This is a genomic window from Flavobacterium gillisiae (assembly GCF_900107635.1).
GTDB classification, from domain to species: domain Bacteria; phylum Bacteroidota; class Bacteroidia; order Flavobacteriales; family Flavobacteriaceae; genus Flavobacterium; species Flavobacterium gillisiae.
In genome coordinates, this window is sequence record NZ_FNRD01000003.1 from 258,198 (window position 1) to 272,842 (window position 14,645).

Annotated in this window: 10 protein-coding genes and 3 tRNA genes; 7 read left to right on the forward strand and 6 right to left on the reverse strand. The window is 34.3% G+C overall.

Features of this window, described 5'->3' with window-relative positions:
• The first annotated feature begins 1 nt into the window (after nucleotide 1).
• The 3 genes from BLV35_RS06320 (at nucleotide 2) to BLV35_RS06330 (ending at nucleotide 2,928) form a co-directional block, all read left to right on the forward strand.
• Nucleotides 2-1,183 (forward strand): THUMP-like domain-containing protein, encoded by a 1,182-nt coding sequence (locus BLV35_RS06320; protein ID WP_091086492.1) that lies wholly within the window; start codon nucleotides 2-4, stop codon nucleotides 1,181-1,183.
• 2 nt (nucleotides 1,184-1,185) lie between these two features.
• A complete protein-coding gene (locus tag BLV35_RS06325) occupies nucleotides 1,186-1,752 on the forward strand; it encodes a hypothetical protein (RefSeq protein ID WP_091086496.1) in 567 nt (188 codons plus the stop codon).
• A gap of 219 nt (nucleotides 1,753-1,971) precedes the next feature.
• Nucleotides 1,972-2,928, forward strand: coding sequence for an aldo/keto reductase (locus BLV35_RS06330; protein ID WP_091086500.1), 957 nt, complete (start codon nucleotides 1,972-1,974; stop codon nucleotides 2,926-2,928).
• A 64-nt stretch (nucleotides 2,929-2,992) separates the two neighbouring features.
• Here BLV35_RS06330 and BLV35_RS06335 read toward each other — a convergent pair whose 3' ends face one another.
• The 4 genes from BLV35_RS06335 to BLV35_RS06350 form a co-directional block, all read right to left on the reverse strand.
• A complete protein-coding gene (locus tag BLV35_RS06335; RefSeq protein ID WP_091086503.1) occupies nucleotides 2,993-3,649 on the reverse strand; it encodes a M15 family metallopeptidase in 657 nt (218 codons plus the stop codon).
• Between the two features lie 83 nt (nucleotides 3,650-3,732).
• Nucleotides 3,733-3,806, reverse strand: a tRNA-Arg gene (locus BLV35_RS06340).
• A gap of 39 nt (nucleotides 3,807-3,845) precedes the next feature.
• Nucleotides 3,846-3,920: transfer RNA gene (locus tag BLV35_RS06345), tRNA-Pro, on the reverse strand.
• A gap of 50 nt (nucleotides 3,921-3,970) precedes the next feature.
• Nucleotides 3,971-4,054: transfer RNA gene (locus tag BLV35_RS06350), tRNA-Ser, on the reverse strand.
• 240 nt (nucleotides 4,055-4,294) lie between these two features.
• Between BLV35_RS06350 and BLV35_RS06355 the strand changes: the two genes are divergently transcribed.
• The gene (locus BLV35_RS06355) at nucleotides 4,295-5,473 is read left to right on the forward strand and encodes an acetyl-CoA C-acyltransferase (RefSeq protein ID WP_091086506.1); all 1,179 of its coding nucleotides are present in this window, start codon (nucleotides 4,295-4,297) and stop codon (nucleotides 5,471-5,473) included.
• 64 nt (nucleotides 5,474-5,537) lie between these two features.
• On the forward strand, nucleotides 5,538-6,299 hold the full coding sequence (locus BLV35_RS06360; RefSeq protein ID WP_091086510.1) for a C40 family peptidase: 762 nt from the start codon (nucleotides 5,538-5,540) through the stop codon (nucleotides 6,297-6,299).
• Nucleotides 6,300-6,348: 49 nt separating this feature from the next.
• Here the strand turns inward: BLV35_RS06360 and BLV35_RS06365 are convergent, their stop codons facing one another.
• A complete protein-coding gene (locus BLV35_RS06365) occupies nucleotides 6,349-7,620 on the reverse strand; it encodes a tetratricopeptide repeat protein (protein ID WP_091086512.1) in 1,272 nt (423 codons plus the stop codon).
• 54 nt (nucleotides 7,621-7,674) lie between these two features.
• A complete protein-coding gene (gene gyrA / locus BLV35_RS06370) occupies nucleotides 7,675-10,323 on the reverse strand; it encodes a DNA gyrase subunit A (protein ID WP_091086514.1) in 2,649 nt (882 codons plus the stop codon).
• A gap of 255 nt (nucleotides 10,324-10,578) precedes the next feature.
• On the opposite strand from gyrA, the gene BLV35_RS06375 reads away from it, so the two are divergent.
• A complete protein-coding gene (locus tag BLV35_RS06375) occupies nucleotides 10,579-13,128 on the forward strand; it encodes an ATP-dependent Clp protease ATP-binding subunit (protein WP_091086518.1) in 2,550 nt (849 codons plus the stop codon).
• Nucleotides 13,129-13,269: 141 nt separating this feature from the next.
• Nucleotides 13,270-14,643 carry a 30S ribosomal protein S6--L-glutamate ligase gene (gene rimK, locus BLV35_RS06380; RefSeq protein ID WP_091086522.1) on the forward strand — a complete coding sequence of 458 codons (1,374 nt, stop codon included), beginning with the start codon at nucleotides 13,270-13,272 and terminating at the stop codon, nucleotides 14,641-14,643.
• The last annotated feature ends 2 nt before the right edge of the window (nucleotides 14,644-14,645 follow it).

Here is a 14,645-nt window from a genome sequence, read left to right on the forward strand (position 1 = left end):
TTTGGATTTAAACATACTAAATTCTGAAATTCAAGAATTTATAGATCGTAATATTGGCGTCAGCATTTCAAAATTGGCATTGTTAAAAAACCCATTTCCAGAAGTACAATGGATTTCTATTTTGAATCAAATTGAAGCAAAAACAAAAGCAAAAGATAAACTACCTAATTGGTTCAACACCAAGAATATTATATACCCCAGTAAAGTTTCTATAGAACAAACTTCCTCAGAGAAAACAGCGCTATATAAATCTACTGTTGTTTCTGGTAGTTCGCTAATAGATTTAACAGGAGGTTTTGGTGTAGATGATTATTATTTTTCGAAAAGTGTTACTACTGTTAACCATTGCGAAATTAATCCAGAACTATCTGAAATTGTAGCACATAATTATATACAGCTAAGCATTGAGAATATCACTTGCCATGCCGGAGACAGCTTAAATACTTTAGAGTCATTAAACCAAAAATGGGATTGGATCTATATTGATCCTTCTAGACGTAATGATGCCAAAGGAAAAGTTTTTATGCTAAAAGACTGTTTGCCAAATGTTCCTGATAATCTCAATAATTATTTTAAAAACTCGGAAGCTATTTTAATAAAAACAGCCCCTTTACTTGATATTTCAGCAGGCGTATTAGAGCTAGAAAATGTAAAAACCATTCATATTGTGGCTTTAGAAAATGATGTAAAAGAACTACTGTGGGAATTGCATAAAGACTACCTGGGAAAAATAATGATTAAAACAGTCAACATACAAAAAGACAAAACAGAAACATTTGATTTTATTTGGAATGATCAATCTCAGGCATCAAACTACAGTGTACCTCTCAACTACCTATACGAACCGAATAGCGCTATAATGAAATCAGGTGGGTTTGATGAAGTAAGTCATTATTATGCCTTAAACAAGCTTCAAAAACATTCTCATTTATATACTTCTGCAAATTTAATTTCATTCCCCGGAAGAATTTTTGAAATTAAAAACTGTATTCCCTACAACAAGCTAGAAATGAAAACTTTTCTACAGGATAAAAAAGCAAATATCACCACTAGAAATTTCCCGGAAACCGTTGAATACATTCGTAAAAAATGGAAAATAAAAGACGGAGGAAACTCGTACTGTTTTTTTACTACTGACGAGAATAACAATAAAATTGTCTTAATTTGCAACAAAATACAATAAAAATGAAACAGCTAGTTATAATAGTATTCTTATTCGTAACAGGAAATCTATTTGCCCAAACACCATGTGACTATAGTACGAACGTCAATGATTCTATAGGAACTTACAAATCAACCAGAGAATATATGATCTCTGAGAAAAACTTTGCAGGAAATTCGAGTTATATTTTTTATTCGTTAGCACTAGCTGACGGCACGCCAATATTAAGTGTTCAAATTATTCAAAAAAGTAAAGGCTTTTTAAAAGCAAATTGTTTTGATAAAAATTCGAAACTATTTTTACAGCTACATAATGGAAAAATAGTGACTCTATTACATATCGATCAAGAAAATTGTGGCACCATGCTGCGGGATGACAAAGATTTCGACAATAGAGTTATGGTAGGACAATTTATGTTTATGAAAGGTAGTATTGAAGATTTAAAAAGTTCTCCTATTTCCTTGATGAGGATCAAGTATTTAACAGAAACTGAAGATTATGTAATCAAAAAAGAATTCCAATCGGAATTAAATAACGAAGTATATCAGCCTGAAAACTATTTCATTACTAACTTGAGATGTATCGAATAACATATCCGCAATCCCATTTCACATTAGAAACTTTATCTTTTATTCCTTATTTAAAGCTATAACACACTTATTTACAGTGTTTTAACCAGTTTTTGAGTAAAAAAGCAAAATACCATCTGAATAAAAAACGACTCAAGTTTATTTCTATTCTCTTGATATGATTACAAATTGTAGCATCAGATGAATACTATTTTCGTCTTTAACCTCTAAATTAATACTATGAAATATAATAGATGTGGAAAAAGTGGCTTGTTACTACCACAAATATCGTTGGGATTGTGGCATAATTTCGGATCTGTAGATTCGTTTGAAAACGCAGAGAGTATTGCCAAAGAAGCTTTTGATAAAGGAATTACTCATTTTGATTTAGCTAATAATTACGGACCAGTACCAGGTTCGGCCGAAACTAATTTTGGCAAAATACTTAAAAACAACTTTCAAGGAAACTTGCGTGATCAAATGGTTATTTCAACTAAGGCAGGATATACTATGTGGGAAGGACCTTATGGCGATTGGGGTTCCAGAAAATATTTATTATCTAGCTTAGACCAAAGTTTGAAACGAATGAATATTGACTATGTTGATATTTTTTATTCACATCGTTTTGATCCAGAAACACCTTTGGAAGAAACAATGATGGCTTTAGACCATGCTGTGCGTAGCGGAAAAGCATTATATGCCGGAATTTCTAATTATAATACTGAGCAAACTCGCGAAGCAACTACTATATTAAAACAATTAGGAACACCTTGCCTGATACATCAAGAAAAATACTCCATGTTTGTGCGTAAAGCAGAAGAGGGACTATTGGATCTTCTGGAAGAAAAAGGGGTAGGTTGTATCGCATTTTCACCATTGGCGCAAGGACTGTTAACAGACAAATATTTAAATGGCATTCCTGAGAATTCTAGAGCTTCTAATCCCAACGGACATTTAAAAACTGATGAAGTTACTGAAGGGAGAATACAGAAAATTATCGCGCTAAATGCAATAGCGCAAGAGAGACGTCAGTCTCTAGCTCAAATGGCACTGGCTTGGTTGTTAAAGGACAATAGAGTTAGTTCTGTTTTAATTGGAGCCAGCTCTGTAGGACAGTTGAATAATAATATTGATAGTCTGAAAAACTTAGTTTTTTCTGAAGATGAATTATTAGCAATAGAAACTATTTTAGAATAAAAGGTTTTAGTTTGCTAAAAAAAAACGTAAAACTCAAAATATAAATTTCGCCTTTCTGAATAACTTATTCGCAATCCCATTTCACATTAGAAACTTTATCTTTTAAGCCCGATTTTAAATTATAATGCCACCATTCTGAATCGAAGGAATTGAAATTAACAGCTGTCATTACACTTTTCAACAACATTCTATTGTCTTTTACTTTTTGAGATAAATTATCATATCCATGACTGGCTTCAACACCAAAAAAATCAAAGGGAGTTCCCATATCCAGTTCATTGCCATCAGTGTCAACTAAAGTGATATCTACGGCTCCTCCTCGATTGTGGATAGATCCTTTGGCTGGATCAGCAACATATTGCGGGTTCGAAACAATTTTCCACATTCTTTTTTGAATATCCAAAGGGCGATAGCAATCAAAAAGTTTAATTCTATACCCCTTTTTGATAAATTCCTTATTGGCTTCAACCAAAGCTACAACTGTTTTCAGACGCAAATAGCACTCCGCACAGTCATATACCTTTGCCTTCAAAAAATTATCTTCAGCCGCATATTTCATATCATATACGAAATCGCTACTATAATCTTTCAGATTGACAAAGGTTGTGTCATTAACTAGAGATAGGTTGTCATTATTTATAGGAATTTGTACTTGTGATTTACAAGAAACTATGGTAAAAAATAAAACAAATAGAAAGAAGGATTTATTTTCAAAGGTCATGTGGGGTTATTTTTTTTTATAAAAATAAAACATTTGAAACTATTATATACAAAAAAACGACACTATTACTAGTGTCGTTTTTGTGAAGGCAGAAGGATTCGAACCTTCGACCGCCTGCTTAGAAGGCAGGTGCTCTATCCAGCTGAGCTATGCCTCCATTTTTCTTTTAAAACTTAAATGGAAAAAGTTTTTATTGTCGGGGTGGCAGGATTCGAACCTGCGGCCTCCTGCTCCCAAAGCAGGCGCGATAACCGAGCTACGCTACACCCCGTAACAATCTTTCAATAAACAAACTTCAAAATCAACGACTTTAAAATTATGCGGAGGGACAGGGACTCGAACCCTGGCACCGATTGCTCGGTGACAGTTTAGCAAACTGCTCCATTACCACTCTGGCACCCCTCCAAGCTCAAAGAAAACATGTCCTTTTTGCGGTTGCAAATGTAACACTTCATTGCATTACTCACAACTATTTTGCGGCTTTTTTTTAATGTTTTTTTACATTTTTATAAAACGAGTTCACTATCAAACATATAGCTTTAAATAAAAACAATATTTATTTTGCAAAAATATAATAATCAAATCAAAATCAGATTTAGTTTTAAAATGATTAAATTTGCTACATAAACCAACATTATAAAAATCATGAACAAAAGAGTTGTTATCGTTTCTGCCGTTAGGACACCTATCGGAAGTTTTATGGGTGGATTATCTACAGTACCCGCTCCAAGATTAGGCGCAATAGCCATTAAAGGAGCATTAGATAAAATAAAGTTAGATCCAAACTTAGTTGATGAAGTTTATATGGGTAACGTTGTTCAGGCTGGCGTAGGACAAGCTCCCGCACGTCAAGCAGCAATTTTTGCAGGTTTACCTAATACTGTTGCTTGTACAACAATAAATAAAGTATGTGCATCCGGTATGAAATCTGTTATGCTCGCAGCCCAAGCTATCCAATGTGGTGACGCCGAAATCGTAGTTGCAGGTGGTATGGAAAACATGAGTTTAATTCCTCACTACATGAATTTGAGAAATGCAACAAAATTTGGTCCTTCTAGTATGGTTGACGGAATGCAAAAGGACGGTCTTGTTGACGCCTACGACAATAATGCTATGGGCGTTTGTGCAGACTTATGTGCTTCTGAATATGATTTTACTAGAGAAGACCAAGATAATTACGCAATTCAATCGTATGAGCGTTCTGCAAAAGCTTGGCAAGATGGTAAATTTGATAACGAAGTTGTTCCTGTTTCAGTTCCTCAACGAAAAGGAGATCCAATTATAGTATCCAAAGACGAAGAATTTACAAATGTTAAAATAGATAGAATTCCAACGTTAAACGCTGTTTTTTCAAAAGATGGAACTGTAACCGCTGCAAATGCATCAACTATAAATGATGGAGCAGCAGCTATGATTTTAATGAGCGAAGAAAAAGCAATTTCTTTAGGTTTAAAACCTTTAGCCTTTATCAAAAGTTATGCTGATGCGGCACAAGAACCAAAGTGGTTCACAACAAGTCCGTCGAAAGCAATTCCTAAAGCCTTAGACAAAGCAGGTATAAGCATCAGCGATGTTGATTATTTTGAATTTAACGAGGCATTTGCAGTTGTAGGATTGGCAAACGCTAAAATTTTAGGTCTAGACAACGATAAAGTAAATGTAAATGGTGGAGCAGTTTCACTTGGACACCCACTAGGTTGTTCTGGAGCCCGTATTATCATTACATTATTGAATGTTTTAGAACAAAATAATGCTAAAATTGGAGCCGCAGCCATATGTAATGGCGGAGGTGGTGCTTCAGCAGTTGTTATAGAAAGAATTTAAATAATTATGAGTTATGAGTTTTCATACTCATAACTCATAACTATTAACTCATAATTTTACATAAATGTTCGGAATTTGTAATCTGGCTATAATCCCGCTTCGGTTTGAACCTAGTGATAGAAGCGAAATCGTTTCTCAAGTTTTATTTGGTGAGCATTTTGAAGTTTTAGAACAACAGAAACAATGGTCTCGTATCAAAATGCATTTCGACAGATATGAAGGCTGGGTAGATTCTAAACAATACCAAGTTATTTCTGAATCAAACTTCAATCGGCTATCAGAGGATCCTATCATTTTAAATTCTGATTTAATCGAATACGTTACAGGACCTTCTAACCTGTTAATGCCAATACCTCTAGGAGCTTCTATTACGTTTATCAGCAATGACAACATAAACACAAGTCATTTTGATTTTGAAGGCACTACAGTCAATGGCGTCAAAGACAAAAAGCACCTCATCAGTACAGCATTTTTATATTTGAACGCGCCTTACCTTTGGGGAGGAAAAACGCCTTTCGGTATTGATTGTTCTGGTTTTACCCAAATGGTCTACAAACTTAATGGGTACAAATTATTAAGGGATGCATCACAACAAGCTACTCAAGGAGAAGCTTTAAGTTTTATTGAGGAAAGCGAACCAGGTGATTTGGCTTTTTTTGACAACGACGAAGGCAACATCATACACGTGGGCATTATCATGGAAAACAATTATATTATTCACGCTAGCGGAAAAGTACGAATTGACAGATTAGATCATTTAGGAATCTACAATGCCGAAATAAATAAGCATACCCACAAACTCAGAGTTATAAAAAAGATTATATAAAAAAAGCCTATCTGAATCAGATAGGCTTTTTTTAGTCTTAAAGAATATATTACTTCATTTTTGCTTCTAAAGCTTTTTTCTCAGTAGTCATTTCCAATGCACTATACACATTCAAAAGTGTTTTAGCAACATCATCGTTTTTTGAATCTACTTCTAATGCTTTTTCAAGAAAAGGAATAACACTCTTAAATATATTTTGTCTTTGAGTTTTCAAAACTGCGTAACGCTTCATATCTTTATCTGAAGTCCCTAATTTATTCATCTCCACAATAATAGAAGTCTCTGCGTCTAACTTTAATGCTGCCATATTGATATAAGCATTAACATATTTAGGATTGATCACAATCGCTCTTGCGTAATATTTTTCAGCATTAACAGCATCTTTAGCATTAGCACTTAACACTCCTAAGTTAAAAACTAAATCAGCATCGTTAGGGCTTTTTTCTAATACTTCATTAATTAATTTTTTGTAAGTCTCAAAATCCTTAGTTTGCAAATATAAATTTGCCTGAGTCAAAATCAATGAAGTATCTTCAGGGTTTGCAGCTCTAGCTTCTGAAATCGCTTTTTTAGCTTCTTCTGTTTTACCAGCATCAACCAATATCAAAGCCATGTTTTTGTATATCTCTCCTCTTTTAGAAGGAATAACTTCATTTCTTGGCTTCTCATGAGTACCTAATTTAACCACTTTATCTCTTTCTGCAGCAGTAGTAAAAAGATCTTCTTCGTCTGATATTTTATTTACTGCTAAATAATTAGTTGCTTTTCCAGAATAATTATTCGCTTTCAACTCTTCATATAACTTCATTGCTTTATCATACTCCTTTGCGTTCACATAAGTAGAAGCAGCATAATATAAATTCAAAGTATCTTTTTTATCTAACAAATAAGCATCATAAAGTTTCTTTGCACTTTCGCCATGTTTATCAACTTTAGAGTCAGCAATAGCGCTATTTATCAATTTGTACTTTATCTCAATAATTGATTTAGTAGCCTGAGACGAATATTTTGATTTCCCAGATGCTTTCTCCACATCTACTAAACTTAAATAAGCATCTGCAGCCAAAGATAAATTTTTATCTGTATCTACTTTTTTATTTGCTAAATCTAGGTATGTATTTCCCTTTAAAAAGAAAAACTGCGCTTTCTCATCATCACTTGCGTTAGAAATTAACGATTCAGCTCCTTGTAAAATAGTCGCTGCTTCTTGTGAGTTTCCTTTTTTAAACGCTTTTTCAGCAGCTTTCATTTCGTCTTTTTGAGCAAAAGATGCTACCGATATCAATAAAGCTGATGCTAGTACTACATATTTACTTTTCATAAAATTCTATTTTATATTTAATTAATTTTTCTTGTTTTTGTATATTATTCTTAATTATGATTCATCATCATCGTCCGACTCATCTTCAACCTCTTCTTCATCGTTTGAATCTTCATCTTCGTCTTCATCGTCTTCAACAACCCCATCATCTTCTAAAACTTCTAAGACAGGCTTAACTCTTTCGATTGCTTCGACTTCAACAACATTACCGTCTTCATCAACAACAACTTCTTCAGGATCATCTTTCATTACCTTAGTAACAGCAGCAATCGAATCTTTACCTTTTAAGTTAATCAGTTTCACACCTTGAGTAGCACGCCCCATAACTCTTAAGTCTTCAACAGCCATTCTAATAGTCAATCCTGATTTGTTAATAATCATTAAATCATCTGCATCAGTAACCGCATTTATCGATATAAGATTACCAGTTTTCTCAGTAATATTTAAAGTTTTAACTCCCTTACCACCACGATTGGTAATACGATAAACATCTTCTCCATCGTCATCAACTAATTTAGTTCGTTTTCCGTATCCATTTTCAGTTACTACTAAAACTTGTGAATCGTTTACAGCATCCTTATCTACAGTAACCATGCCAATTACCTCATCAGAATCATCTTTAAGAGAAATTCCACGAACTCCAGAAGCTGTTCTTCCCATTGGACGAGTCTTAGATTCTTCAAAACGAACTAACTTTCCAGACTTCACAGCAAGGATAATTTGGCTTTCACCATTCGTTAATTTTGCTTCTAGTAACTCATCTCCTTCTTTAATTGTGATTGCAGCAACACCATTAACTCTAGGTTTAGAATATTTCTCTAAAGACGTTTTCTTAACCTGACCTTTTTTAGTTACCATAATCAAATTATGACTCTTAATATAGTCTTGATCTTTTAGATCCTGAGTACAGATAAATGCTTTTACCTTATCATCGCTCTCTATATTCACAAGATTTTGAATCGCTCTACCTTTAGCTGTTTTACTTCCTTCTGGTATTTCATAAACACGCATCCAGAAACATTTTCCTTTTTGAGTAAAGAACATCATATACTGATGATTCGTCGCCACAAACATGTGCTCTAAGAAATCTTGATCTCTCGTTCCTGCACTTTTTTGACCAACTCCTCCTCTATTCTGTGTTTTGTATTCCGTTAGGTTTGTACGTTTAATATATCCTGCATGAGAGATTGTAATAACCACATTCTCATCAGCAATTAAATCTTCAATACTTACATCACCACCTGAATATTCAATTAAAGAACGACGTTCATCTCCGTATTTCTCACGAATTTCAACAAGCTCTTCTTTAATCAATGCAATTCTTAAATTCACATCTGCTAATAAACCTTTTAAGTAATCAATTAACTTCATGATTTCATCATACTCAGCTCTTAACTTATCTTGCTCAAGACCTGTTAATTGACGCAAACGCATTTCAACAATTGCTCTTGCCTGAATATCGGATAATTTGAATCTTTCAATTAATTTTCCTCTTGCTTCTTCAGTATTTTTCGAAGCCTTGATAAGTGCAATAACTTCGTCAATATTATCTGACGCAATAATTAATCCTTCTAATATATGTGCTCTTTCCTCTGCTTTACGCAATTCAAATTGAGTTCTACGAGTCACTACATCATGACGATGCTCTACAAAATAGTGAATCATGTCCTTCAAATTCAACATCTGAGGACGGCCTTTTACCAATGCAATATTATTAACACTGAAAGAAGACTGTAATTGAGTATATTTATATAGTGTATTCAAAACTACATTAGGCGTTGCATCCCGTTTCAAGATATAAACGATACGCATACCATTTCTATCTGATTCATCACGAATATTTGCAATTCCTTCAATTTTCTTATCATTTACCAGATCAGCAGTACGCTTAATCATGTCCGCTTTATTGACTTGGTAAGGAATTTCAGTAACAATAATACACTCTCTTCCGTCTACTTCTTCAAAACCAACTTTAGCACGCATCACCACTCTACCTCTTCCGGTTTTGAATGCTTCACGCACCCCTTCATAACCGTAAATAATACCACCAGTTGGAAAATCTGGTGCTTTAATATAGTTAATCAGTTCATCGATCTCGATATCGTTATTATCCATGTACGCCAAAGTACCGTTGATTACTTCGGTAAGATTGTGAGGCGGCATATTAGTTGCCATACCTACCGCAATACCAGTTGCTCCATTGATCAATAACGTAGGAACACGGGTCGGCATTACTTTTGGCTCATATAGAGTATCATCAAAGTTCAATTGAAAATCAACTGTCTCTTTTTCGATATCTGCCATAATTTCTTCCGAAATTTTACGCATTCTAGCCTCAGTATAACGCATTGCTGCAGGGCTATCACCATCAACAGAACCAAAGTTACCTTGACCGTCAACTAGTAAATAACGCATGCTCCATTCCTGAGCCATACGAACCATAGCATCATAAACAGACGTATCTCCGTGCGGGTGATACTTACCTAAAACTTCTCCGACAATTCTGGCGGATTTTTTATGGGCTTTATTTGAAAAAACTCCTAAATCATACATTCCATAAAGAACTCTTCGATGAACTGGTTTCAAACCATCTCTAACATCTGGAAGTGCTCTTGATACAATTACTGACATCGAATAATCGATGTAAGCTGATTTCATTTCATCTTCTATGTTAATAGGAATTATGTTTTCTCCTTCAGACATAAGTTGTTATATTAAAATATTATATTAGTTTCAAAACGTGCCAATATACAGCTTTTTGAAATTTTTTAAAGCATTTTAACATTCTTATTTGAAAGATTTATTAACAAATTATCTCCCCCTTTTGTTTAATAAATTAAATGCCATTTTACGATATTTCCCCATTTTTTTTGTCAATTAGCTGACACGACATCTTCAGGTATGATTCTTGTTTTTAAAATACTAATTCACTAAATTTACATATACAAAATATACATTATGGATGATAATTTTTCACCAAGAGTAAAAGATGTTATTACCTACAGCAAGGAAGAAGCCTTGCGACTAGGTCATGATTTCATAGGAACTGAACACTTGATGCTAGGTATCCTTCGAGATGGAAATGGTAAAGCAATTCAAATTTTAAATAACCTTTCTATCGACTTGGACCATCTGCGTAGGAAAGTAGAAATACTAAGCCCCGCAACCCCTGGCGTAGAGACTAATTTAGAAAAGAAAAATCTTCATTTAACTCGGCAAGCAGAACGCGCTTTAAAAACCACTTTTTTAGAAGCAAAAGTGTTTCAAAGTTCCTCTGTTAGTACAGCGCATTTATTGCTTTGTATTTTAAGAAATGAAAACGATCCCACAACCAAGTTACTGAATAAACTTAAAATTGATTACGATGTAGCTAAAGAACAATATATAAATATGACACCAAACGAAGAAGAATTCTTGGAAAATTTACCAAGAGCTACAGACTCTTATAATGACGACGCAGGACAAGATGACAGTCTTAAAGAAGGTAATTTTAATAATCCAGCCAATAAATCCAATAAGAAATCTAAAACACCTGTATTAGACAATTTCGGAAGGGATTTAACAGAAATGGCCGAAGAAGGTAAACTAGATCCCGTTGTAGGACGTGAGAAAGAAATTGAACGTGTTTGCCAAATTTTAAGCCGACGTAAAAAGAACAATCCACTCCTTATTGGTGAGCCTGGAGTTGGAAAATCAGCTATTGCCGAAGGTTTAGCTTTGCGTATTATACAAAAGAAAGTATCTCGTATCCTTTTCAATAAACGTGTTGTTACCTTAGATTTAGCTAGCCTTGTTGCAGGAACTAAATACAGAGGGCAGTTTGAAGAGCGCATGAAAGCAGTTATGAATGAATTAGAGAAAAATGATGATATCATTCTTTTTATTGATGAAATTCACACTATTGTGGGTGCTGGTGGAGCTACTGGTTCATTGGATGCATCCAATATGTTTAAACCCGCTCTAGCAAGAGGAGAAATCCAATGTATCGGTGCGACAACACTTGATGAATACAGACAGTATATTGAAAAAGACGGTGCATTAGAGAGACGTTTTCAAAAGATAATTGTAGAGCCAACTTCTGTTGAAGAAACAATTACAATTCTAAACAACATCAAGAACAAATACGAAGACCATCATAATGTTATTTACTCACAAGAAGCAATTGAAGCTTGTGTTAAATTAACAGATAGATACATGTCAGAACGCTTCTTACCGGACAAGGCTATTGATGCTTTAGACGAAGCAGGTTCTCGTGTGCATATAACCAACATTGAAGTTCCGAAAAAAATTCTTGATTTAGAACGTCAACTGGAAGAGATTCGCGAACTAAAAACCGCTGTTGTCAAAAAACAAAAATATGAAGAGGCTGCAAAACTTAGAGATGACGAGAAACGCATCGAAAAAGAATTAGCAATCGCTCAAGAACAATGGGAAGAGGACGCAAAAAACAATCGGATTGAGGTTACGGAGGACAATGTTGCCGATGTAGTGTCAATGATGACTGGAATTCCCGTGAACCGTATTGCACAAACAGAAAGCAACAAACTAGCTATATTACCACAACTTATCGAAAGTAAAGTTATTGGACAAAAAGAAGCTGTTTTAAAAATCGCGAGGTCTATTCAAAGAAATCGTGCTGGATTGAAAGATCCAAACCGACCAATCGGCTCCTTTATTTTTCTAGGGCAAACAGGAGTTGGAAAAACACAATTAGCCAAAGTTCTTGCTAAAGAATTATTTGATTCTGAAGATGCATTGGTTCGTATTGACATGAGTGAATACATGGAAAAATTTGCAATCTCTCGTTTAGTTGGTGCACCTCCGGGATACGTAGGTTATGAAGAAGGTGGTCAATTAACAGAGAAAGTACGTAGAAAACCATATTGTGTTGTATTATTGGATGAGATTGAAAAAGCACATCCAGACGTTTTCAATATGTTACTACAAGTCTTAGACGATGGTTATTTAACTGATAGTTTAGGTCGAAAAATTGATTTTAAAAACACCATAATTATCATGACTTCAAATGTTGGAGCAAGACAATTAAAGGATTTTGGTCAAGGCGTAGGATTTGGAACAGCTGCAAGAGCCGCAAGTGTAGATGACAATTCTAAGAGTATCATCGAAAATGCGTTAAAAAAAACCTTTGCTCCTGAATTCTTAAACAGAATTGATGATGTAATTGTATTCAACACATTAGAGAAACATGATATCGATTTAATTATCGAAATCGAATTGAAAAAATTATATGCTCGCCTTACTGAACTAGGATATAAACTGACTCTTTCTGACAAAGCAAAAGCTTTTATTGCAGACAAAGGTTTCGACAAACAATTTGGTGCAAGACCATTAAAAAGAGCCATTCAAAAATATGTTGAAGACTCACTTGCCGAAGAGATTATTACTTCTAAAATTTCTTCAGGAGATGAGATATTCATGGATATTGAAGAAGGAGCTCAGGAATTAAGCGTAAAAGTTAATAAAGCCGAAGAGCCTACAAAACAATAGAAAATCGTATTTTAGATAACAAAATAAACCCGTTACGTTTTTATAACATAGCGGGTTTATTCTTTATGTAAATTTATCCTGTTATTAAAAACAAATATTTACATTTGACTTTTATAATTAGACATTAAAAAAATAAATATTATGCTTCAAGAAAAAGTTATTCTAGGTAGTGAAGAATGGTGCTCCTTTCCTGAACTGGGAATTCCCACAATAAAAGCCCGTGTAGATTCTGGTGCAAAAACATCTGCTTTACATGCTATTAACATAGCTCCTTTTATTAAAAATGAAACAAACTGGGTACGATTTGACATCAACCCTATTCAGAATAATTTAAAAACAGTCATCCATTGTGAGGCCCCACTAATCGATAAGCGTATCGTAAAAAGCTCCAGCGGTTTTAGAGAGCAACGCTATGTGATTCAAACAAATTTAAAAATTGGAGACTCTATTTGGCCTATTGAAATGACTTTGACTAATAGGGATTCCATGGGATTCAGAATGCTTCTAGGAAGAGAAGCCATGAGCGGAAGAGTTCTTGTTGATCCAGAACAACAATACCTATTGGGTCAACCTACCACTGACAATCTAAAAGAATTATATAAAAATTCAGAGAAAGCAGCTACCGGTTTGCGCATCGGAGTTTTAGCCAGTAATCCAGAATTATACAGTAACAAACGTATTATGGAAGCTGGAGAAATGCGTGGTCACGAAATGCACTTCTTAAACATTAAAGAATGCTATATGAAGCTGGATGCACAAACTCCAGAAATTCATTATAGAGGCGGAATAATCTTGAATCAATTTGATGCCATTATTCCTAGAATAAGACCAAGTATTACTTTTTACGGTTGTGCCTTAACTCGTCAATTTGAAGCTTTAAAAGTTTATAGTTTAAACTCGGCGAACGCCATTACACAATCAAGAGATAAATTATTCTCTTTACAGTTGTTATTAAATAGCGGAATTGGGATACCTACTACTGGTTTTGCCAATTCTCCATTGGATACTAATGACTTGATTAAAATGGTTGGTGGTTCACCATTAATTGTAAAATTATTAGAAGGAACTCAAGGAAAGGGTGTTGTACTTGCTGAAACTAAAAAAGCAGCAGAAAGTGTCATTAATGCTTTCAAAAGTGTAAATGCTAATATACTTGTTCAAGAATTCATCAAAGAAGCTGATGGTAAAGATTTACGATTATTTGTAATTGACGGAAAAGTAGTCGCAACGATTCAGCGTGAAGCGATGCCAGGCGAATTTAGAGCTAATATTCACCTTGGCGGAACTGCTTCTATCATAAAACCAACTGCTGAAGAAAAAAGAATAGCCATAAAAGCAGCTAAGGCAATGGACTTAAAAGTAGCAGGAGTAGACATTATTCGTTCTTCTAAAGGTCCTTTGTTACTAGAAGTAAACTCTTCTCCAGGATTAGAGGGAATTGAAGGTGCTACTAATAAAGATATCGCTGGTGAAATGATCAAAGCTATTGAGAAAAATTTTAAACATAGAATGTAAAT

Bases quoted from the DNA above. Each gene is read 5' to 3' on its own strand.
- BLV35_RS06325 (WP_091086496.1), top strand. From the start codon at position 1,186: ATGAAACAGCTAGTTATAATAGTATTCTTATTCGTAACAGGAAATCTA.
- BLV35_RS06330 (WP_091086500.1), top strand. From the start codon at position 1,972: ATGAAATATAATAGATGTGGAAAAAGTGGCTTGTTACTACCACAAATA.
- BLV35_RS06335 (WP_091086503.1), bottom strand. From the start codon at position 3,649: ATGACCTTTGAAAATAAATCCTTCTTTCTATTTGTTTTATTTTTTACC.
- BLV35_RS06355 (WP_091086506.1), top strand. From the start codon at position 4,295: ATGAACAAAAGAGTTGTTATCGTTTCTGCCGTTAGGACACCTATCGGA.
- BLV35_RS06360 (WP_091086510.1), top strand. From the start codon at position 5,538: ATGTTCGGAATTTGTAATCTGGCTATAATCCCGCTTCGGTTTGAACCT.
- BLV35_RS06365 (WP_091086512.1), bottom strand. From the start codon at position 7,620: ATGAAAAGTAAATATGTAGTACTAGCATCAGCTTTATTGATATCGGTA.
- gyrA (WP_091086514.1), bottom strand. From the start codon at position 10,323: ATGTCTGAAGGAGAAAACATAATTCCTATTAACATAGAAGATGAAATG.
- BLV35_RS06375 (WP_091086518.1), top strand. From the start codon at position 10,579: ATGGATGATAATTTTTCACCAAGAGTAAAAGATGTTATTACCTACAGC.
- rimK (WP_091086522.1), top strand. From the start codon at position 13,270: ATGCTTCAAGAAAAAGTTATTCTAGGTAGTGAAGAATGGTGCTCCTTT.